At 63.8% G+C, this 19,901-nt stretch carries 14 protein-coding genes; 8 read left to right on the top strand and 6 right to left on the bottom strand.

Annotation, left to right across the window (positions count from 1 at the left end; genetic code table 11):
• Positions 1–6 precede the first annotated feature (6 nt).
• On the top strand, positions 7–1,038 hold the full coding sequence (locus C0V72_RS08430; protein ID WP_101793509.1) for a LacI family DNA-binding transcriptional regulator: 1,032 nt from the start codon (positions 7–9) through the stop codon (positions 1,036–1,038).
• A complete protein-coding gene (locus C0V72_RS08425; RefSeq protein ID WP_101793506.1) occupies positions 1,035–2,564 on the top strand; it encodes a tryptophan halogenase family protein in 1,530 nt (509 codons plus the stop codon). Before C0V72_RS08430 ends, C0V72_RS08425 begins: the two co-directional genes overlap by 4 nt.
• 179 nt (positions 2,565–2,743) lie before the next feature.
• Here C0V72_RS08425 and C0V72_RS08420 read toward each other — a convergent pair whose 3' ends face one another.
• On the bottom strand, positions 2,744–5,557 hold the full coding sequence (locus C0V72_RS08420) for a TonB-dependent receptor (RefSeq protein ID WP_101793503.1): 2,814 nt from the start codon (positions 5,555–5,557) through the stop codon (positions 2,744–2,746).
• A gap of 422 nt (positions 5,558–5,979) precedes the next feature.
• Between C0V72_RS08420 and C0V72_RS08415 the strand changes: the two genes are divergently transcribed.
• Together C0V72_RS08415 and C0V72_RS08410 are read left to right on the top strand one after the other, a co-directional pair.
• Positions 5,980–6,678, top strand: coding sequence for a DUF6445 family protein (locus tag C0V72_RS08415; RefSeq protein ID WP_324761531.1), 699 nt, complete (start codon positions 5,980–5,982; stop codon positions 6,676–6,678).
• Between the two features lie 19 nt (positions 6,679–6,697).
• On the top strand, positions 6,698–8,224 hold the full coding sequence (locus C0V72_RS08410) for a tryptophan halogenase family protein (RefSeq protein WP_101793618.1): 1,527 nt from the start codon (positions 6,698–6,700) through the stop codon (positions 8,222–8,224).
• Between the two features lie 136 nt (positions 8,225–8,360).
• On the opposite strand, the gene C0V72_RS08405 is transcribed toward C0V72_RS08410, so the two are convergent.
• Complete coding sequence (locus C0V72_RS08405) at positions 8,361–8,873, bottom strand: c-type cytochrome (RefSeq protein ID WP_233999851.1); 513 nt, start codon at positions 8,871–8,873, stop codon at positions 8,361–8,363.
• A gap of 205 nt (positions 8,874–9,078) precedes the next feature.
• Here C0V72_RS08405 and C0V72_RS08400 point away from each other — a divergent pair, with 205 nt between their 5' ends.
• Positions 9,079–9,891 (top strand): DUF1499 domain-containing protein, encoded by an 813-nt coding sequence (locus tag C0V72_RS08400; protein ID WP_101793612.1) that lies wholly within the window; start codon positions 9,079–9,081, stop codon positions 9,889–9,891.
• Here C0V72_RS08400 and C0V72_RS08395 read toward each other — a convergent pair.
• Genes C0V72_RS08395 through C0V72_RS08380 form a run of 4 tightly spaced genes read right to left on the bottom strand, consistent with a single transcriptional unit; the run spans position 9,888 to position 15,112 of the window.
• Complete coding sequence (locus tag C0V72_RS08395) at positions 9,888–10,493, bottom strand: CDP-alcohol phosphatidyltransferase family protein (RefSeq protein ID WP_101793500.1); 606 nt, start codon at positions 10,491–10,493, stop codon at positions 9,888–9,890. The two genes, C0V72_RS08400 and C0V72_RS08395, sit on opposite strands and share 4 nt — an antisense overlap.
• Positions 10,486–11,760 (bottom strand): NupC/NupG family nucleoside CNT transporter, encoded by a 1,275-nt coding sequence (locus C0V72_RS08390; RefSeq protein ID WP_101793497.1) that lies wholly within the window; start codon positions 11,758–11,760, stop codon positions 10,486–10,488. Before C0V72_RS08390 ends, C0V72_RS08395 begins: the two co-directional genes overlap by 8 nt.
• Positions 11,761–11,765: 5 nt before the next feature.
• Positions 11,766–13,907, bottom strand: a complete 2,142-nt coding sequence (locus C0V72_RS08385; RefSeq protein ID WP_101793494.1) for an FAD-dependent oxidoreductase — start codon at positions 13,905–13,907, stop codon at positions 11,766–11,768.
• 20 nt (positions 13,908–13,927) lie between these two features.
• Positions 13,928–15,112: an FAD-dependent oxidoreductase gene (locus tag C0V72_RS08380; RefSeq protein WP_233999850.1), complete on the bottom strand. Its 1,185-nt coding sequence runs from the start codon at positions 15,110–15,112 to the stop codon at positions 13,928–13,930.
• A gap of 268 nt (positions 15,113–15,380) precedes the next feature.
• Between C0V72_RS08380 and C0V72_RS08375 the strand changes: the two genes are divergently transcribed.
• The 3 genes from C0V72_RS08375 to C0V72_RS08365 are packed head-to-tail and all read left to right on the top strand — an operon-like array spanning position 15,381 to position 19,665.
• Positions 15,381–17,126 (top strand): ABC transporter ATP-binding protein, encoded by a 1,746-nt coding sequence (locus C0V72_RS08375; protein ID WP_101793488.1) that lies wholly within the window; start codon positions 15,381–15,383, stop codon positions 17,124–17,126.
• A 2-nt stretch (positions 17,127–17,128) separates the two neighbouring features.
• Complete coding sequence (locus C0V72_RS08370) at positions 17,129–18,160, top strand: HlyD family secretion protein (RefSeq protein ID WP_172438963.1); 1,032 nt, start codon at positions 17,129–17,131, stop codon at positions 18,158–18,160.
• A gap of 23 nt (positions 18,161–18,183) precedes the next feature.
• Complete coding sequence (locus C0V72_RS08365) at positions 18,184–19,665, top strand: TolC family protein (protein WP_101793482.1); 1,482 nt, start codon at positions 18,184–18,186, stop codon at positions 19,663–19,665.
• Positions 19,666–19,901: the final 236 nt, after the last annotated feature.

Below are 19,901 nucleotides of genomic sequence, written 5' to 3'. Positions count from 1 at the left end.
GGACGAATGACCGATACACTCTCCCCCGCATCCCGGCGCAGCGCCACGCTAGAGGATATCGCGCGTGAGGCCGGGGTATCGATCTCCACGGTCAGCCGCGCGCTGAACGATAGCCCCTCAGTCAAGCGCCGGACCAAGCAGCAGATCTGGCAAATCGCCCGCGCGCATGATTACGAGTTTCGCGCCTCCATGCCGAGCGGGCCGATTGGCGCGGATGCGACCATCGCGGTGGTCGTCCCCGCCCCGCAGGCGCGCGACAGCCGGGTGTCCGACCCGTTTTTCCTCGAACTGCTGGCCGGCATTGCCGAAGCCGCGCGGGAACGGAACGCTGACCTCATCATCAGCCATCTCAGCCCGCGCGCGGGCCTCGATCTCGATTACGCGATGAGCACCAGCCGCGCGACCGGGGTGATCTTCATCGGCCAAAGCTCGCTCCACCACGAATTCAACGCGCTCGCCGCGCGCGACAATCGCTTCGTGGTGTGGGGCGCGGAGTTTCCTGATGCGCAATATTGCGTGATCGGATCGGACAATGTCGCGGGCGGCAGGCGGGCGACCGCGCACCTTGCGCGCCTTGGTCGCCGCCGCATCCTGTTTCTCGGCGATACCGAAGCGCCCGAAGCCGAACAGCGCTTTCGCGGCTACAAGCAGGCGCTGAATCAGGCGGGGATCGCGCTTGAGGACGAGCTGATCGTGCCGGCCCATTTCGAAGTCCATTCCGCCGAAGCCGCGGTGCGCAGCGCGATTGCGCGGGGCTTGCGGTTCGACGCGGTGTTCGCTGCATCGGACCTGATCGCCATCGGCGCGATCCGGGCGCTGACGCGTTCGGGAATGCGGGTGCCGGAGGATGTTTCGGTGGTCGGTTATGACAATATCCCCGCCGCGCGGCTTGTCACCCCGCAGCTGACCACCATCGATCAAGACGCCAATCTTGCCGGAAGGATGCTGGTGTCGAAGCTGATGGACAAGGGGGACGGCCCGGCGATTTCGCAGCGGCTGGAAACCAGCCTGCTGATCCGCGAAAGCTGCGGCGGATGACCCAGCCTGCTCCGCTGAAATCCATCGTCATCGTCGGCGGCGGTAGTGCCGGATGGATGACGGCGGCTGCGCTGTCCCATGCGGTGGGCAGCGCCTGCGCCATCACGCTAATCGAGAGCGAGGCTATCGGCACGGTCGGCGTGGGCGAGGCGACTATCCCGCCGATCCGCCACTTCAACCAGCGGCTCGGCATCGACGAGGCGACTTTCGTGCGCGAGACGCAGGGGTCGTACAAGCTCGGCATTGAGTTCGTCGACTGGGGCGAACTGGGGCACCGCTACTTCCATCCCTTTGGCCAGTATGGTGCAGAGTTCGACAGTGTTCCCTTCTACCACCACTGGATGCACGAACATCTGGCGGGGCGGATTGACGGCCCGATCGATGATTTCTCGATGTGCTGGGCGATGGCACGCGCGGGCAAGTTCAGCCACCCTGCTGCTGACCGGCGAATGATCCAGTCGACCTTCGATTATGCCTACCATTTCGACGCCGGCCTCTATGCAGCCTTCCTGCGCCGCTTTGCCGAAAGCCGAGGCGTGGTGCGCAAGGAAGGCCGCGTGGTCGATGTCGCCTCGCGCGCAGAGGACGGGTTCATCGCGGCGGTCACACTGGATGACGGCACGCGGATCGCAGGCGAATTCTTCGTCGATTGCAGCGGCTTCAGAGGCCTGCTCATCGAAGAGGCGCTGGAGGCAGGTTACGACAACTGGCAGCACTGGCTGCCGTGTGACCGCGCTGTGGCCGTGCCCAGTGAACGGGCGGGCGAGAGGGGCGAATTCACCCCCTATACCCGTTCCACAGCGCGCGCGGCGGGTTGGCAATGGCGCATCCCGCTCCAGCACCGCACCGGCAATGGCTATGTGCATTGCAGCCAGTTCATTTCCGAAGATGAGGCCGCTGCCACCTTGCTTGCAAACCTCGACGGCAAAGCGTTGGCCGACCCGCGCACGCTGCGGTTTGTCACCGGCAAACGCCGCGAATTCTGGAAGCGCAATTGCGTTGCCATCGGGCTGTCAGCCGGCTTCATGGAGCCGCTGGAATCGACCAGTCTGCATCTTATCCAATATGGCATCCTGCGCCTGATCGCCTTGCTGCCCGACAGCGCCATGTCACCGCTGCTGGCGCGCGAGTATAATGCGCAGACCGCCCTCGAATACGAGCGCATCCGCGATTTCCTGATCCTGCATTACAAGGCGAGCACCCGGGACGATTCCGAGCTGTGGCGCTATTGCGCGGCCATGCCGATCCCCGACAGCCTGCAATACAAGATCGACCATTTTCGCGAGGGCGGGATGCTGGTCTCGGACGAGCGCGAGCTGTTTGCCAATCCCAGCTGGATTGCAGTCTATCTGGGGCAGGGGATCGTCCCCAAACGTGCCCCGGCGTTGGCGGAAATGCGCGGCAGCGTTCCGGTGGCCGAACGGCTCGCCCAGATCCGGCAGGCGATGGCCGAGGCGGTGGCCGCCATGCCGAGCCACGGCGAATTCGTCGCCCGCCACTGCGCTGCCCCCCCCATCAGCGCCTGATTGTTTCACGTGGAACGTCGGGCAAGCCAGGCCTAGCCGGGGTTTAACCCGCCTCTGGCCGGACCTAGCCCCGCGCGAGCCCTCTCGCCGCGCCGCCTGCCACTCCTCAAAAGCGAAAGGGCCCGCCATGGCTGGCGGACCCTTCCTGCAACCCTCGATGCGACCCGAGGGCGTAGGCTTCAGAAGCTCTTGCGCAGCGTGAACTGGAAGGTCCGGCCATAGAGTTCATGACGGCTCGCGAAGGCCCCGATCGTGGCGGTGTCCGCGGCATTGCGCAGCGGGTTTTCGGTCACGGAAGGCTGGTCCGTCAGGTTGAACACTTCCGCGAGAATCTGCACCCCGTTGAGGAAGCTGCCTTCATTTTCGAAGGTGTAGCCGATCTGCGCATCGAGGATCGTCTCGCTGCGCGCCTGAGCGCCTTCGAGGCCACCCGAGAAATTCGGCACTTCCGACAGGAACCCGCCGCGATAGCGCGCGGCCAGCTTGGCGCGGAAGCCGTGCTTTTCGTAGAAGATGTCGCTCGACCAGGTGAGGTCGGAATAACCGGGGATATCGATCGGCGCATTGCCCGGCGGGGTGACCTCGGCATCCGCATAGGTGACCGAATAGAACCCGCCAAAGCCATCGAGCGCTTCGACAAAATCACCGAAGTTCAGGCGCAGCGTGCCTTCGATCCCGGTAATCTTGCCATCCGAAAAGTTCACCGGCCCGTTGAAGGCACCCACTGCGATTTCCGGCGCGGTATCAAGGATCGCGCCGAAACCGGCATTCTCGATCTGCTGGGTGAAATCGAACACGACCGGCTGATTAACCACCCAGTCCGTCAGATCCTTGTGGAAGGCGGCAACAATGATCGCCGTGCCGGGCGAGAAGTAATGCTCGAACGAGATGTCGTAGGAGGTCGAGCGATAGGGCTGCAAGGTCGGGTTGCCGCCGTTCAAGCTGAAGCACACGTTGGCGGGCGGGTTGAAGGAACCGGGAACGATCGAATCCGGCACCTGATCGCCGTTGGTGTCGCGGCAGACCAGCGGATTGAACGTCAGGTTCTGGTTCGCCGCCAGTTGATCGAGCCGCGCGCGGGTGATCGTCTTGGCATAGGCGAGGCGGATGAAGGTATCCTCGGCCACCTCGAAACTGAGGTTCGCACTCGGCAACCAGTTGTCGTAGCTGAAGTCGACCTCATTGATGGCCCCGCCGCCAAGCGTTCCGGTTGAAGATTGCGAGGTATCGACATAGCGCAGGCCGACATTGCCGCGCACTGGCACCGAGCCGAGATTGCCGTCGAGATTGGCCTGGATGTAGAAGTTGTGAATCTTCTCCTCGACCAGCCATTCGGTGTCGTCGGTCGCGGCTTCCTGCACATAGGTGCCGTCGGTCAGCAGCGTGGAGGGGTCATAAGCCAGAATGTCGAGGCCGATGCCCTTGGAATTGCTTTGACCAATGATGAGATTGTTCGGGATCGGCCGCGCGCCGCCGACAAAGCCGTTACCCGCCCGCAGGAAGATGCCGTTGTTGTCGAAATCCTTAGTGCGGTCGGAGTAGAGCCAGCCGGCTGTGACCCGGTCGATGAACCCGCCGTCGAATTCCCAATAGGTTTCGGCCCGCAGCTGGTGCAGCTCGTCATTGGTTTCCGGCACGCGCAGGAAGCCGACCTGACCCCAGCCGCCCGGATCAACCAGCAGCAGGTTGCTGGCATCGGTGTAATCGAGCTGGCTTTCGATGGTGTATTGGCCGTCAGCCGGGAAATTGAAGGTCAGCGTATCGGCCGGGCCGCTGCCGTTGGGGCCGGTGCTGGCGTAGGATTCGTAGTCCCGATCATTGCGGTTGAGCGTCGAGTAGCCGTAATCGACCACGAAGCCGAGATTGTCGGTCGCCTTCCATTCGAAGTTGCCGCCGATGGCGAAAATCTCGGATTCGGCGCCTTCGGTGTCGGTGCGCAGGATCGGATAGACGTTGGAATAGGTCGCGCTGTCAGCGAAGGGACCGGACCCGGTCACATTCTCGACCTGCGCGCCGCCATCGAAGCTCCACGAAGCGATCGGCGTTTCGGTGCCGCGGAAGATGCCCGAATCGGTCGTCTGGGTGTAGAAGGAATCAATGGTGAGCGAGACGCGGTCGGTCGGTTCGAATTGCAGCGATCCGGCCACCGAGGTGCGCTCGAAATTGCGGCTTTGCGAGCCCTGACGCGGGTTGTCGCGCGGGAAAATCACGCCTTCATCGGTGCGCGCGATCTGGCCATTGTTGGTCTTCAGCTCGCGCTGGATGATCTGGGTCGGGATCGATTGCACAGTCGCACCGATCGACCAGCCGAGCGTGCCATCGGCGTTCTGATCGATGTAGCTGCCGAAGAAGCGATAGCCATCAGCCCCGAAATCGGGATTGAGCGAGCCTTGATCGTTGAGCGTGTAGGTGCCCGAAACGGTGATCTGGCGCTTGGCAGAATCGAGCGGCCTGACGGTCCGCAGGTCGACTGCGCCGGCAATTCCGATAGCGGCAAGCTGCGCGTCGCCGGTCTTGTAGACCACGGCCGAACCGATCAACTCGGACGGGAACTGGTCAAATTCGATCCCGCGGTTGTTGCCCGCCGACACGATCTCGCGGCCGTTGAGCAGCGAAAGCGAGAAATCCGGACCAAGGCCGCGGATCGAGATCTGCTGCGAGCGACCACGCACCCGCTGGGCGGTGACGCCGGGCAAACGCGCGAGCGAGTCGGCGATCGACTGGTCGGGCAGCAGGCCGAGGTCTTCGGCGGTGATCACTTCGACAATCGAGGTCGCGTTGCGCTTGGCATCGAGCGAGGACTGGATCGACTGGCGGATGCCGGTGACAACAATGGCGTTTTCGCCCTCACCTTCGGCCGCAGCGCCTGCCTGCTCTTCGGCCTGCGCGTCCGCTTCCTGCGCCATGACCGGTGCGCCGGTGACAATAAGTGCCAGACAGGTGGCCGCTCCGCACAGCAGGCGCGCGCTTGCATTGATCCCATTCGTTTTCATCAGAAGTCCCCTCCCGCAAGCGACGTTGACCGTTCGCTTTTGCAGTTTTTTTCATACTCCAACATGAACCTCAGGTAAATGACCAAATGCGCAAAGCGGCCAAGGCTGGAAGATTTCCTATTTTTCGATTTATTATCGGATGTTTGCGCGCCTTTCTCAGCGCCCTCAGGTCGCTCAATGGGATGAGCTTTTGCCCGATTGTTGCCAGATTGACACAGTGCAGGCACTCGCCACGCCGGAGCATCGCGCACCATATGGCAAAGGCGCAGTCGCGGCCGGAAAAACGGCGCGGATATCTAATATTTTATCGCAATCTCATAGATTTGGTCATTGCACTTTGACCAGGTGGCAGAGTTTGTTAGGTTCAGTGGGTGACCACAACGCCCGCCTCAGCCACCCTCGGCGCCCCTCACCCTTGGGCAATTTCGCTGTCACAGCCGCGCATTGAGCATTTTTCAGTTTTAAATCATATTCTTGTACACATAAGCGGCTTTCTCAAAGCGCCTGAGGATGTCATTTTGCAAGCTAGTTTGCAAAATTTTGCAAAACTTACGCCGCATTATCCGGGGGTGCGCGCGCCGCTTGAACCGGCGGTATGCCGGGCATGGCTGGATTGTCTGGCCCCGCGGCTCGATCAGTGGTTCGGCCCGCTGGGCCGTCCGTGGGAGATGCAGGCATGGTTTTCGCTGGTCACCACCCGGCCCGCCGATCTGGCTCCGATCCAGCGGCTGCCGCATGTCGATGGGACCGATCCTGCGCAAATCGCGATGATGCTGTACCTGCACCGGCCCGGGCCGCAGTCCCGACAAGGCGGCGGCACGGCGTTTTACCGGCACCGCGCGACGGGGCTTGAGGCCCTCACCGCGGCGGATTACCCGCGCTATGCTGCTGCCGTACAGGCCGAGGTCGGCCGCGCAGGCCTGCCCCCAGCAGCCTATCCCACCGATGGCGGCCCGCATTTCGAGCAAACTCATGCCGTTGTCGGCACATTCAACAGTGCGGTATTCTATCGCGGCAACATCCTGCACAGCGGGGTGATCGACAATACCGCGCCATTAAGCGCCGATCCATTGGCCGGACGGCTGACCATCAACGCCTTTTTCCGCCCGGCGGCGGCATGACAGCAATAGGGACAGGATGATGCAACCGGGGATCACAAAACTCGTTATCGTGGGCGGCGGAACCGCAGGCTGGATTGCCGCGGCCGCCTTTTCCCGGCTGCTGGGTGAGCGGCTGACAATCGAACTGGTCGAAAGCGAAGCGATCGGTACCGTCGGCGTGGGTGAGGCCACGATCCCGCAGATCATCCGATTGAATGCGATCCTCGGCATCGACGAGCATGAGTTTCTGCGGGCGACCTCTGGCACCTTCAAGCTGGGGATCGAATTCGTGGACTGGGGCAGGCAGGGCAGCCGCTATCTTCACACCTTTGGCGACACCGGCATGAACCTCGGCAATGTCGCCTTCCACCACTATTGGCGCCGCAGTGTGAGCGGGCAGGCCGTGCCCGATCCCAAGGGGTTGTGGGACTATTCGCTGCACCAGCAGGCCGCCGATCAGGCACGGTTCGGCAAGCTGGACCGCGTGGGCAACACCGCGATGACAGGGCTGGCCTATGCCTACCATTTCGATGCCAGCCGCTATGCCCTGTTCCTGCGGGCCTACAGCGAAGCGCGCGGGGTCACGCGCACCGAAGGGATTGTCCAAAGCGTTGAACGTCAAGGCGAATCCGGCGACATCACGGCCATCGGCTTGGCCGATGGCACGCGGGTTGCGGGGGATTTTTTCATTGATTGCACCGGCTTTCGCTCGCTCTTGCTGGGCGGCGAATTGGGTGTGGGTTACGAAGACTGGTCGCGCTGGCTGCCGTGCGACCGCGCACTGGCGGTGCCAAGCGAGCGGCTGCCGACACTGGTCCCCTACACCCGCGCCACTGCGAAGGCGGCGGGATGGCAATGGCGCATCCCCTTGCAGCATCGCACGGGCAACGGTCATGTCTATTCCAGCGGCTTCACAAGCGACGACGCGGCCGCCGATGTGCTGCTTAAAGGCTTGGACACAAAGGCGCTTGGCGATCCGCGCCCGATCCGGTTTACCACCGGGCGGCGGGCGGCGTTTTGGGCGCAGAATTGCGTCGCCATCGGGCTGTCGAGCGGATTTCTCGAACCGCTCGAATCGACCAGCATTCACCTGATCCAGTCGCATATCAGCCGCTTGATCCAGCTGTTCCCGCGCGCCGGCAACCCGGCCGCGCTGCGCGACGAATACAACCGCCGCTGCGCTGCCGAGTTTGCGCAGATCCGCGATTTCCTGATCCTGCACTACCACCGCACGGATCGGGACGATTCGGAATTCTGGCGTTATTGCAAGCACATGGCGGTGCCTGACAGCCTGTCCCACAAGCTGGAACTGTTCGCTGCGGCGGGCCGCGTCGGGCGTGATCCCGATGATCTGTTCCGCGATGCGAGCTGGGTGCAGGTGATGCTGGGCCAGGGGATCATGCCGGCCGATTACGATCCGATGGCCGATTCGGTGGCACCGCAACAGCTTGGCGAATTCCTCACCAATCTGCGCATCCTTATCAGCCGCGCCGTCGCGCAACTGCCGTCGCATGAGGATTATCTGCGTCAGCACTGCCCGGCTGACGAAAGCTTGCTCGCAGCGTGACCTAGGCGCTGCCTGATCGGGATCCAGCACAGTCTGGCGGGGATTTGACAGCGGGCCAACCGGCTTCGAACTGCCCACGAAAAAGGGCGGCGCAGTGTCCCGCGCCGCCCCATCATTTCCACCCGAAGGCGTGAAATTACTTCGACTGGGCTTCCAGATAGGCCACCAGGTCAGCGCGCTTCTGCGCGTCCTTGACGCCCGGGAAGGCCATCTTGGTGCCGGGCATGAAGCCCTTGGGATCTTCGAGGTATTCGAAGAGCACGTCCGGGGTCCAGGTCACGCCGCTGCCCTTGTTGGCGTCCGAGTAAGCAAAGCCCGGGACCGAGCCCGACTTGCGGCCGACGATCTTGTAGAGCGACGGGCCGACGCGATTTACGCCTTCGTCAAACACGTGGCAGGTGCGGCATGCCGCGAACACTTTTTCGCCCGAGGCAGCATCGCCGGTGAAGCTGGCATATTCCAGCTTGCCGCCGGCAGCAGCGGCATCAGCCGGTGTTTCGGCAGCAGCCGGGGTTTCAGCAGCTGCCGGAGCAGCTTCGGTTGCGGCCGGCGCCGGGGCATTGGCATCGCTGCCCGCACCGCCACCACAGGCCGAAAGAGTAGCGAGGCTCGCCAGTGCGGCCGCACCCATCAGGAAATTACGCTTCATAGTCGTCTGTCCTCTGAACAACTTGTTCCTCCCGCATCCGCGCGAGGCATAAACCAGATTTTCAGCCATGGAAAGCGAGACCTCGCACCAGCGCGGCGCTCGCTCCCCAAAAGCCGTAACCGTCCTAACGCTAAGCCGCGCAATCGGTTTCCGCAAGTCTCGCAACGATTGCCATGCGCAGTGCGGACGCTATGATTTGCGCATGATGACCAACCTGCCCAAGCACACCAAGCTTATCCTCGCCCTGCTACTTTTCATGCCCGCCTATTTTGCGATCGCCGCATTCGGCACCAAAATCGGCATCTGGGATTGGAAATTCGGTCTGGGGGTGCTGACCTTCAGCGGCGGATTGATCGTTTTCGGCGTGACGGCGCTGGTGGCATTGGTCTCGCTGGTGCTTGCCTACCGCGCGGCGCCGCGGCGCAACGGGCTGGTGGCGATTGCGATCCTCGGCCTCGTGTTGCCCGCGGCAGGCTTTGCCGCGTTCGCAGGCGCGCGCAGCAAGGCGGCGGACAATCCGATCCACGATATCGCCACCGACACCGGCAACCCGCCGCTGTTTTCGGATGAAACGATGGCAGCGCGCGCAGATGCCGGCGCCAATCCGCTGAGCGATTACCAGGCCCCGCTGGGGCAGCTGGAATTGTACAAAGACCGCACAGCGCCTGAGTTGGCGGTCAAATCCCATGCGCAGATCATTACCGACCGCAAGGATCGCCCCGCCCCGCTGCCGCTGGGCGGCGCAACCAAGGCCGAAGCGGTCGCCGATATTGCCGCAGCGATGGGCGCGATGGGCCTCACCGATATCCGCACCAATCCTGAAACCGGCATGGTCGAAGCGGTCGCCGAAACCTTCTGGTTCGGGTTCAAGGATGATGTGGTGGCGCGCGTGGGTGACAGCCAGATCGACTTTCGTTCGGTGAGCCGCGTGGGGATCAGCGATCTTGGCGCCAATACGGCCCGCATCATCGAACTGCGTGCCCGCACCGAGGCCTTGCTGGGCGCGGCGAGCCGTTAATCGCGGAACGCCGCCACAGCCATCGCGCTGCGCTGGATAATGGTCGCCGTGCATAGCCCGGCATAGGCGAAGGCGAGCAGCGGGAACCACGCGGGCCAGATGCACATCGCGATAAACACCGCGATGGTCTCTGCCCCTTCGGCCAATCCCGTGGAATAGAAGAAGCTCTTCTTGCCGTGGGCCTGCGTCTCGGCCCCGCGCTTGCCCGCGATCACAGCAAAGGCAAGAAAGCTCACCCCGGTCAGCACGAAGCTGGCTGTCAGCACCAGCGCGGGTAGCAGGTTGGCAGGCGCCAGCAGGCCAAAGCCCACGGGAATGCTGACGTAGAAGGCGAAGTCGGCGACGATATCGAAATAGCCGCCAAGGTCCGACGGCCCCCGCGCCCGCGCCACCGCCCCGTCGAGCCCATCGGTGAGGCGGTTGGCGATGATGAGGGCAAGGCCCCAGCCGATGTGCCCTGCCGCGATGGCCGCCGCCCCCGCCAGCCCGATCGCAAGGCCGGTAAAGGTCAGCGCGTTCGCGGTAACGCCAAGGCCCGCCAGCAGCAGCCCTGCGCGGTTCAGCGGCGGATCGATCAGCGGGCGCAGGCGCGCGTCAAGCAAAGGTCACCAACCCGATCCACGCCCCCGTCATGCCGCTGGCAAGATTGCCCGCGATCCAGCTTTTCATCCCCATCCCCGCTGCCTCGGCCCGGCGTTCAGGGCAAAGCGTCCCGATGGTCGAAACCAGCAGGCCGACGCTGGCGAGGTTGGCGACGCCGCACAGGGCATAGGTGACGATCAGCGTTGCCCTCGGCCCCAAAGCGCCATCCGGCAGCGCGGCAAGTTCAAGATAGGCGACATATTCGTTGAGCACCGCCTTGGTGCCCATCAATCCCCCCGCCGCCTGCGCCTCGCCCCACGGCACGCCCAGCAACCACATCAGCGGCGCCAGCGCCCAGCCCAGCAAGCGCTTGAGGCTGAGCGGCGCGCCATCGATCAGCGGCAGCGCCGCCAGCATCCCGTCCACCAGCGCAACCAGCGCGAATACCGTGATGATCACCGCAATGACGCTGAGGAACAGCTGCATCCCGTCCATCGTGCCCTTGACGATCGCATCGATGCTGGATTCGTAGCGCAGGCCGGGGTCTTCCTTGTCAATCTCGGTGGCGCTGTCATCGGCGCTGGCCGGAACCATCAGCCGCGCAATCAGCAGCGCGGCGGGGATCGAGACCAGCGAGGCGGCGATCATGTGGCCGACCGCGTCCGGCACGACCGCACGCAAGGTGGTCGCATAAAGCACCAGCAGCGCGCCGCTGATCGTCGCCATCGCCAGCACCATCAGCTGGAACAGCTCGCTCCGGCTGACCCTCGCAAAGTACGCGCGGGTGACCAGCGGTGTTTCGACCACGCCCAGGAACAGCGCCGCCCCGCCCGCCAGCCCGACCGGTCCCGACACGCCGAGCGAGCGGCGCAGCAAGAACGAGAGGCCATTGACCAGCCACCGCAGCACGCCCCAGTGCCACAGCAGCGCGGACAGCGCCGAAAACACGATCACCAGCGGCAGGATCTGGAAGGCGATCACCAGCGGCGGCTGCGCGCCCTCTTTCAGCGCGAAGGGCAGTTCTGCCCCGCCGAGATAGCCGAACATATAGGACGAGCCCTTGAGCGTCGCTGCCTCGACCGCGCTGACCGCGTTGTTGACGAGGCCGACCGCCTGCCAGACGATCGGCACCCGCACGATCAGCACCGCCAACAGGCCTTGCAAGGCGAGCGCGCCAAGTAGCCAGCGCCAACCGGGGTGGCGGGTGCGGTTCTCACTGATGGCCCAGGCGATGCCGATCAGCACCGCAATGCCGATCATCCCGCGCAATTGGTCGAACAATTCCACGCGGTCTAGCCCCGCATCCAGGTGTGATAGCGCTCGACCCAGCGGAGCAGGCCTTCGGGCTTGTGCGCCTTCTTCCAGTTGCCGGCGGCAAACTTGTTGGCTTCCACCATGGTGGGATAGGCATGGATTGTGCCGAGGATCTTGTTGAGCCCGATCCCGTGCTTCATCGCCAGCACATATTCGGCGAGCAATTCGCCCGCGTGGGCACCGACTATGGTCGCGCCCAGCACCGTGTCCTTGCCGCCCGCCGGGGTGAGGATTTTCACGAAGCCCTTGGTCTCGCTCTCGGCAATCGCGCGGTCGAGATCGTCCAAGTCGTAGCGGGTGACTTCGACCGCAATGCCCTGCTCGGCCGCTTCGCGTTCGTTCAGGCCGACGCGGGCGAATTCGGGATCGAGGAAGGTGACGGCGGGGATGACGCGGTAATCGGCCTTGAACTTGCGGAAGGTACCGAACAGCGCGTTGACGCTGGCATACCACGCCTGATGGCTGGCGGTGTGGGTGAACTGGTAGGGACCGGCCACATCGCCCGCCGCGAAGATATTGGGGAACTTGGTCGCGAGAAATTCGTCGGTGACCACGGTCTTGGCGGTGTCGACGCCGATATCCTCCAGCCCGAAGCCGGTGAGCCGCGCCTTGCGCCCGACCGCGACCAGCAGCACGTCAAACGGCACGCGCACTTCCTGCCCGCCTGCCTCTGCAATCAGTGTGCGCCCGTCGATCCGCACCGCCTTGTGGCCGGTGAGGACTGTGACCCCGTCACTTTCCAGCACCGCCTTTGCCAATGCCGAAACATCCGCATCCTCGCGCCCCAACAGCGCCTCGGCCATCTCAACCTGCGTTACCTGCGATCCCAGCCGCGCCAGCGCCTGCGCCAGTTCGCACCCGATCGGCCCGCCGCCCAGCACCGCGACCCGCGCCGGGGCCGCGTCCATCTGCGCAAAGGCATCCCACATGGTCTCGCTGGTGAGGTAGCCGCTGCCCTCGATGCCCGGGATCGGCGGGACGACCGGCTCCGCCCCGCTGGCGATCACGATGCTGCGGGTGGTGAGGCGCTGCGTGCCGCCATCATTTCGGGCGATTGCGACCGTCCACGGGTCAATGATCTTGGCATAGCCCTTGACCACATCGACGCCGAGACCCTCGTAGCGTTCGACAGAATCGTGCGGCTCGATGGTCTTCACCGCGTCCAGCACGCGGGCTATCACGGCGCGGAACGGCACCTGCGGCTCTGACGCCGTCAACCCATAGCGGTCGGCGTGACGCATCATCGCCGCGACCTTGGCGCTCTTGATCAGCGCCTTGCTGGGTACGCAGCCGGTGTTGAGGCAATCGCCGCCCATTTCGTTGGCCTCAACCAGCGTGACCTTGGCCTTGACCGTCGCGGCGATCAGCGCGCTCACCAGCCCTGCCGAACCCGCGCCGATCACCACCAGATTGCGGTCGAACTGCTTGGGCCGCTTGAACCCCGCATAGACCTTGCGGCGCTGCACCACGCCGATCACCAGTTTGGCCAGCCAGGGCGCAATGCCCAGCAGGACGAAGCTGCCCAGCACGCCCGGCGAGGCGATGCCCGAAAGGCTCTCGATCCGGGCGAGCTGCGTACCCGCATTCACATAGACCGCTGTGCCCAGCAGCATCCCCAGCTGGCTGACCCAGACATAGGTCGCCACGCGGATGCGGGTCAGGCCCATCACCAGATTGACGACGAAGAACGGGAACGCCGGGATCATCCGCAAGCTGAACAGATAAAACGCCCCGTCGCGCTCGACCCCGGCGTTGATCGCCTTGAGCCGCTCGCCAAACCGCGCCTCGATACTGTCGCGCAGCACATAGCGTGATGAGAGGAACGCCAGCGTTGCCCCCAGCGTTGACGCGAAGGAGACAAGGATCGTGCCTGTCACCAGCCCGAACAACGCACCGGCTGCCAGCGTCATGATCGCGGCGCCCGGCAATGATGCTGCCGTTACCGCAACATAGGCGGCAAAGAACGCGGCGATGACCGCTACGGGGTTTTCGGCATAGAACGCCTCCCACTCGGCCACTGCGCCCTTGATCCCGGCAAGGGTCAGATATTGCCCCAGATCGAAGGCGAAATAGGCCGCAACAACGGCGGCCAGGGCAGCAAGGATGGCAAGCTTCTTCACAATATCTCCTGCCTGATGCTTTAGCTCAGGTGCGGGGGCTCAGGTGGCCGGGCGGCGGTGCGCTCTTTGACAAGACGTGCGTATTTGGCGATCCAGCCTTTGTCGATCCGGTGCTTGAGGGCAAGCACCCAGCGACCCTCGGCGCTGAGCGGGCCATAGCTTGCAATCGCGCGGCCGTCGCCGGTGTTCATGAGGTAAAGGCTGTTCCAGCGCGGGCGATAGCTGCGCGTCGGCGGCTTGCCCGCGGCGATGCTGCGCAGATTGGCGGCCAGAACCGGGCCGGCAAACACCGCATGGACGCCCGAATGCGCGAGCGGACGGTCGATCCGCGCGGCAATATCGCCTGCGGCGAAAACATGCGGATGCGAGACGGAACGCTGGTGCGCGTCCACTGCGATAAAGCCTGCGGCATCGCTCGCCAGCCCGCTCGCCCGCACCCAGCCCGGCGCGGCGCTGCCGGTGGCAGCGATGATGCAGTCAACCGGTTCGAGGCTCTGCCCGCCCGCCATGATCGCGCCGTTCTGAAACCGCGCATCAGCGTCCACCACCGCGATCCCCTGCCGCGCCAGAGCCGCCGCGGCGCGGGCCTGCACACCGTGGGCAAAACCGGGAAGAATGCCGCCGACACCCGCAGCCAGCGTAACCTGCGGCGCCGCAACGGCGCGGGCGAGATTGCGCATGGCAAAGGCTAGTTCCACCCCCCCAGCGCCGCCGCCTGCCACCACCACGCGCGCAGGCACAGGACAGGTCGCCAGCCGATCGGCAAAAGCGCCAATCGGGCGGACATCGGTCAGGCGCGGATCATCGCCCAGCAGCAAGGCCGCCCGCCCTTCGCCGCCGGTGTCAAAGGATGCGATGCCGAAGGTGATGTGCGCGCCGCTGGCAGTCGTCACCACGCGCGCATCAGGATCAAGGCCGGTGCAGCGGTCGAGGATCAGTTCCACCCCCGCCCGCGCTGCCAGCGCGGCAAGGTCAACCAGCCCGTCATCGCGCCCATGCTGCCCGGCCAACCAGCCCGGCACCATGCCGGAATAGCGCAAGGTCGGCTCCGGGGTGATCAGCACCGCGCGAAGGGCGCGCGGAACACCCTGCGCGATCCAGTCGGCCAGCACCGCGACATGCGCATGGCCGCCGCCCACCAGCAGCAGCAGCTGCTGCTGCGGCGGGGCCGAAGCGCTGTCTGCATTGGTATTCTGTCCCGCCATCATCATCGCTTCATCGGCTTTGGTTCAGCTAACCGCAAGCTTGGCGCGTTATGCGCACCCCCAACGCGACATTGCCTCTCAATAGCCATCAACAGCTTCATATCTAAAGGAAGTTGCAGCATTTCGCCACCGCCGGAACCGCTGGCGTGCTGAATGATTGATCGCTTGCGGCATGGAAATGTTGCATAGGATGCACTTGCAGTCCGGCGAGCGGTTTTTGCGCGTCATGCATTCGCATCAACACCGGATTTGAACACGAAAGGCTGCCATGGCAGGTGAAGGCCAACATTACGGCTCCCAGATTTCGCTGGCGAAATTCTTCAGGATTTTCTTCGACATCCTGAAGCCCGAAGCGAATTTCTACTGGCTGGCCGCGGTCTATGGCGTCGGCATCAGCCTCTTGTCGCTGGCAACGCCGATTTCGGTGCAGATGCTGATCAACACCATCGCCAACACCGCGCTAACCGCGCCGTTGGTGATGCTGTCGCTGACCTTGTTTGGCCTGTTGGTCATCTCCAGCCTGCTTTATGCCTTGCGCGTTCACCTGATGGAGATCTTCGCGCGGCGGTTTTATGCCCGGATGGTCGCCGAAATCTCGCTGATTTCGGTCTATGCCCAAAATCCGTTCTTCAACGACGCCAAAAAAGGCGCGCTGTTCAACCGCTATTTCGACGTGGTCTATGTCCAGACCGCAATCCCGATCCTGTTCATCGGCGGCTTTACCACCCTGCTCCAGATTGCGGTCGGGTTTGTGCTGGTCTCGCTGTATCATCCCTACTTCCTCGGTTTCACGCTGGTGATGATCGTGCTGATCTGGGCGGTGTGGCTGACATGGGGCAGCCGCGCGCTGCGCACCGGGATCGATCTCAGCCATGCCAAGCACGGCACGGCGGCCTGGCTGGAGACGATTGGCGGATCCAACGGCTTTTTCAAATCGCAGCGCCGCATCGATTACGCGCTCGACAAGACCGATGATTACACCCGCACCTATATCCACCAGCGCAAACGCCACTTCCGCCACCTGTTTTCGCAGACGATCGCCTTCTTGCTGATGTATGCTGCCGCCAGCGCGGCGCTGCTGGGGCTGGGCGGCTGGCTGGTGATCCAGAACCAGTTGACCCTCGGCCAGCTCGTCGCAGCCGAGCTGGTGCTGTCGGCAGCCTTCTTTGGCGTGGCGCAGCTCGGCAGCTATCTGGGCTATTTCTATGATCTGTTCGCTGCGGTTGAGGAAATCTCGCAGTTCTATGATGTCGAACAGGAACAGCCCAAGGGGGCAGACCCGTTCGACGGGCCGGATCACGCCATCGTCATGAAGGGCGTGCGCGGGCCGGCACGCAACGAGGAGGTGCAGTTCGACCTGGAGATTCCCTCGGGCGCGATCATCATGGCTGCGGCCAGCCAGCACGGCGTGCAGCGCTTGTTCACCAACCTGCTCAAACTCCACGCCCTGCCCCAGACAGGCCTGGCAACACTGGGCGGAATCGACATGAACGCGATCGAACCGCACCATTTGCGCAAGAACGTGCATGTGCTCGACCGGCCCAGCATCGTCGAAATGACAATCCGCGAATATCTGGCGCTGTCGTGCCCCGATACCGCGCAGCAGCGGATGATCGGCGCGCTGGAAACCGTGGGATTGGCCGACATGATCTCCACGCTCGACAAGGGGCTCGATACCCCGCTGGCGGCAACCGGTTATCCGCTGTCAGCGGTGGAGTTGCAGCAATTGAAGCTGGCCAACGCGCTGCTGGAGCGTCCGCGGATTCTGGTGCTCAGCCGCCTGTTCGACCTGATCGATCCCGAACCCATCGCCCGCGCCGTTACCGAACTGCGCCAACAGGCCTATTCGACCGTGATCTATTTCTCCAACCGCCGGATTGATCTTGGCTTCGACCGGTTTTTGTACCTCGAAGCCCACCAGCAACGTTATTTCGACAATTTTGAAACGTTCTGCGCCGCCATGAACCGCCCGGCGGCCTTCACCGGCGCGCCAACCATCAATGGGGGTGCATAAGCATGGCAACCCTCAAGGAAGACATGGCGCATTTCACCACGCTGGCGTCGATCAAGACGCCCAAGGTGATGCGGGCCGTGTTCATCATCCTGCTGACTGCGATCATCATCGTGATCGCCTTCCTGATCTATGTTCCGTGGGTTCAGACCACATCGGGGCGCGGGGTGGTGACAACGCTGAGCCCCAATGAACGCAAGCAGGATATCAACGCGCTGGTGCCGGGCCGGATCGAGGAGTGGTACGTGCGCGATGGCAGCAGCGTGAAGAAAGGCGATCCGATCGTCCGCATTGCCGATATCGACCCGCAGTTGCTTGATCGCTTGCAAGCCGAACGCGGACAGATGGAGCTGCAATTGCAGGCCGCCCAATCGGCGCTCGCCACCGCGCAGATTGACGAACGCCGGTCGCGCGAATTGTTCGAAGCCGGCCTTGCCGCGCGGCGCGATTACGAATTGGCGCAGATCAAGGTTGCCGACATGCAGGGCCGCGTGGCCGCTGCGCAGGCCGATCTCAACCGCGCTGATACCAACATTGCGCGCCAATCCGAACAGATCGTGCGCGCGCCGCGCGATGGCTTTATCCAAAGCCTGAATGCGGGCGACGCGGCGACCTATATCAACGCGGGCGATGTGCTGGCGACCTTCGTGCCCGATGGGGCCAAGCGTGTGGTCGAAGTCTTTATCGACGGGCGCGATGTGGCGCTGGTGCGGCCCGGCGACAAAACCCGCATCCAGTTTGAAGGCTGGCCTGCGGTGCAGTTTTCCGGCTGGCCCTCGGTCGCGGTCGGCACCTTCGGGGGTCAGGTGATTGCGGTCGACCAGTCGGCCCAGATCAATGGCCGCTTCCGGGTGCTGATTGCCGAGGATCGCAGCGATGGCCAGGCCTGGCCCGAAGAACGCTATGTGCGCTTTGGCGCCGTGGTTCAGGCCTGGGTGCTGCTGGAAACCGTGCCGGTGGGCTACGAAATCTGGCGTCAGCTCAACAACTTCCCGCCGGAACTGCCAGCCCCGCAAGCCAGTGGGTCGGCGAACTGAGGATGCGGCCAAGACGTGCCCTGATGCCGCTGAGCGCCGTGCTCGGCCCCGCTGCCCTCGCGGCCGCAGCGCTGCTGGCGCTTGCGCCGGTGCCAGCAGAGGCGCAGGTGATCGCGCCGGTCGGCGATCCGCTGGACGTCGCGCTGAAAAGCGGGCCCCTGCTGCCCAGCGAAGTACTGCGCAGCTCGGCGCTGACCTTCCCGTCGATTCTTGAAGCCTTCGAACGCGAAGCTGCCGCGCGGTCCGATCAGCTGACGGCCGACGGGGCCTTCGATCTGATGCTGAAGGGCGAATATTATGATCGCCTCACCGGCTTTTATTCCGGCGGTTTCGGCAAGGTCGAAGCGCGCCAGCCCTTGCGGCCTTACGGCGCAGAGGTGTTTGGCTCGTACCGCGTCTCCAACGGCACCTTCCCGACTTACGAAAACTACGATTACACCAACCAGCTTGGCGAAGTGAAGGTCGGCGCGCTGTTTTCGTTGCTGCGCAACCGCGACATCGACAGCCGCCGCTTTGCCATTGAAGACACCCGGTTGGCGGCCAGTCAGGCGCAGCTCGATGTGCTGCTGGTGCAGTTGAACGTCCAGCACGAAGCCTTGCGCGCCTATTGGCGCTGGGTCGCAGCGGGCGAGGAAATCCGGGTCTTCGAAGAACTGCTGGAAATCGCGGAAGCGCGCCAGATCGGCCTCACCCGCGAAGTCAACGAAGGCGCCCGCGCGCGCATTGCGCTGACCGAAAACGAACAGAACCTGCTGCGTCGCCGTTCCTTGCTGGAGGAGGCCAAGCGCAATTTCCTGACCGCTGCCAACAGCCTGGGCTTTTACCTGCGCGGCAGTGATGGGCAGATGGTGATCCCGACCCGCGAAATGCTGCCCGATCTGTCGCGGATGAAGGACATCGCCCCGGTCGAACAACTGGTCGCAACACCGATGAGCGAAGTGATCCAGAGCCGTCCGGAGCTCCAGACCTTCAAGCTGGCGCTGGAACGCGCCAACAACCGGGTGGCGCTGCGCCGCAATGATCTGGAACCCTCGCTCGATGCCAGTGTCGAATTGTCGCGTGATTTCGGCCAGATCGGGCCGGGCGGGCCGGGCTTCGATTCAACCGATACGGTTGTCGGCCTGACCTTCAGCGTCCCCCTGCAACGCCGCACAGCGCGCGGCGCAGTGCAGCGGGCCGAGGCCGAACTGCGCGAGACCGAACTGCGCCAGCGCCGCATCGCCGACCAGATCTCGACCGAGGTGAGCAACATCCTCGCCAACCTCAACGCCGCGCTGAAACTCGCCAATCTGGCCGATGCCGAAGTCAAGCAGGCGAGCCAGATGGTGCAGGCCGAACGCACCCGGTTCCGGTTGGGGGCGGGCGATTTCTTCCTCGTCAACGTGCGCGAAGAAACCGCCGCCAATGCCCAGATCAGCGCGATCCGCGCCGATCTGGCCGGGCGGCTGGCCGAGGCGAGCTATAATGCGGCAACGATGAACCTGCCCGCGCTGGGGCTGGAATAGACGCCAGCGCCCGGCCTCACTTAACCGTGAAGTCGAACACGCGCGCGCCTGCAACCCCGCCTGACAGGCCCGGACCCGCCCCACCCACCAGCGCGAACAGGAAGCCATATTCGCCCGGCGCAAGATCAACGTCGGGCGTGTGTCAATGGACACCCAGTGTTACGAGCTAAGGCGACACCCAGTGTTACGAGGTGTCTCGTTGTGACCGTGCGATGATTTCAGGGGCGGGGAGCATG

Source organism: Porphyrobacter sp. TH134 (genome assembly GCF_002855495.1).
Lineage (GTDB): Bacteria > Pseudomonadota > Alphaproteobacteria > Sphingomonadales > Sphingomonadaceae > Erythrobacter.
The sequence above is the reverse complement of the archived record's forward strand: the minus strand, read 5'-3'. Positions and strand labels throughout refer to the sequence as shown.

Coding starts and splice junctions, on each gene's coding strand:
- C0V72_RS08430 (WP_101793509.1), top strand. CDS start 7: ATGACCGATACACTCTCCCCCGCATCCCGGCGCAGCGCCACGCTAGAG.
- C0V72_RS08425 (WP_101793506.1), top strand. CDS start 1,035: ATGACCCAGCCTGCTCCGCTGAAATCCATCGTCATCGTCGGCGGCGGT.
- C0V72_RS08420 (WP_101793503.1), bottom strand. CDS start 5,557: ATGAAAACGAATGGGATCAATGCAAGCGCGCGCCTGCTGTGCGGAGCG.
- C0V72_RS08410 (WP_101793618.1), top strand. CDS start 6,698: ATGCAACCGGGGATCACAAAACTCGTTATCGTGGGCGGCGGAACCGCA.
- C0V72_RS08405 (WP_233999851.1), bottom strand. CDS start 8,873: ATGAAGCGTAATTTCCTGATGGGTGCGGCCGCACTGGCGAGCCTCGCT.
- C0V72_RS08400 (WP_101793612.1), top strand. CDS start 9,079: ATGACCAACCTGCCCAAGCACACCAAGCTTATCCTCGCCCTGCTACTT.
- C0V72_RS08380 (WP_233999850.1), bottom strand. CDS start 15,112: ATGGCGGGACAGAATACCAATGCAGACAGCGCTTCGGCCCCGCCGCAG.
- C0V72_RS08375 (WP_101793488.1), top strand. CDS start 15,381: ATGGCAGGTGAAGGCCAACATTACGGCTCCCAGATTTCGCTGGCGAAA.
- C0V72_RS08370 (WP_172438963.1), top strand. CDS start 17,129: ATGGCAACCCTCAAGGAAGACATGGCGCATTTCACCACGCTGGCGTCG.
- C0V72_RS08365 (WP_101793482.1), top strand. CDS start 18,184: ATGCCGCTGAGCGCCGTGCTCGGCCCCGCTGCCCTCGCGGCCGCAGCG.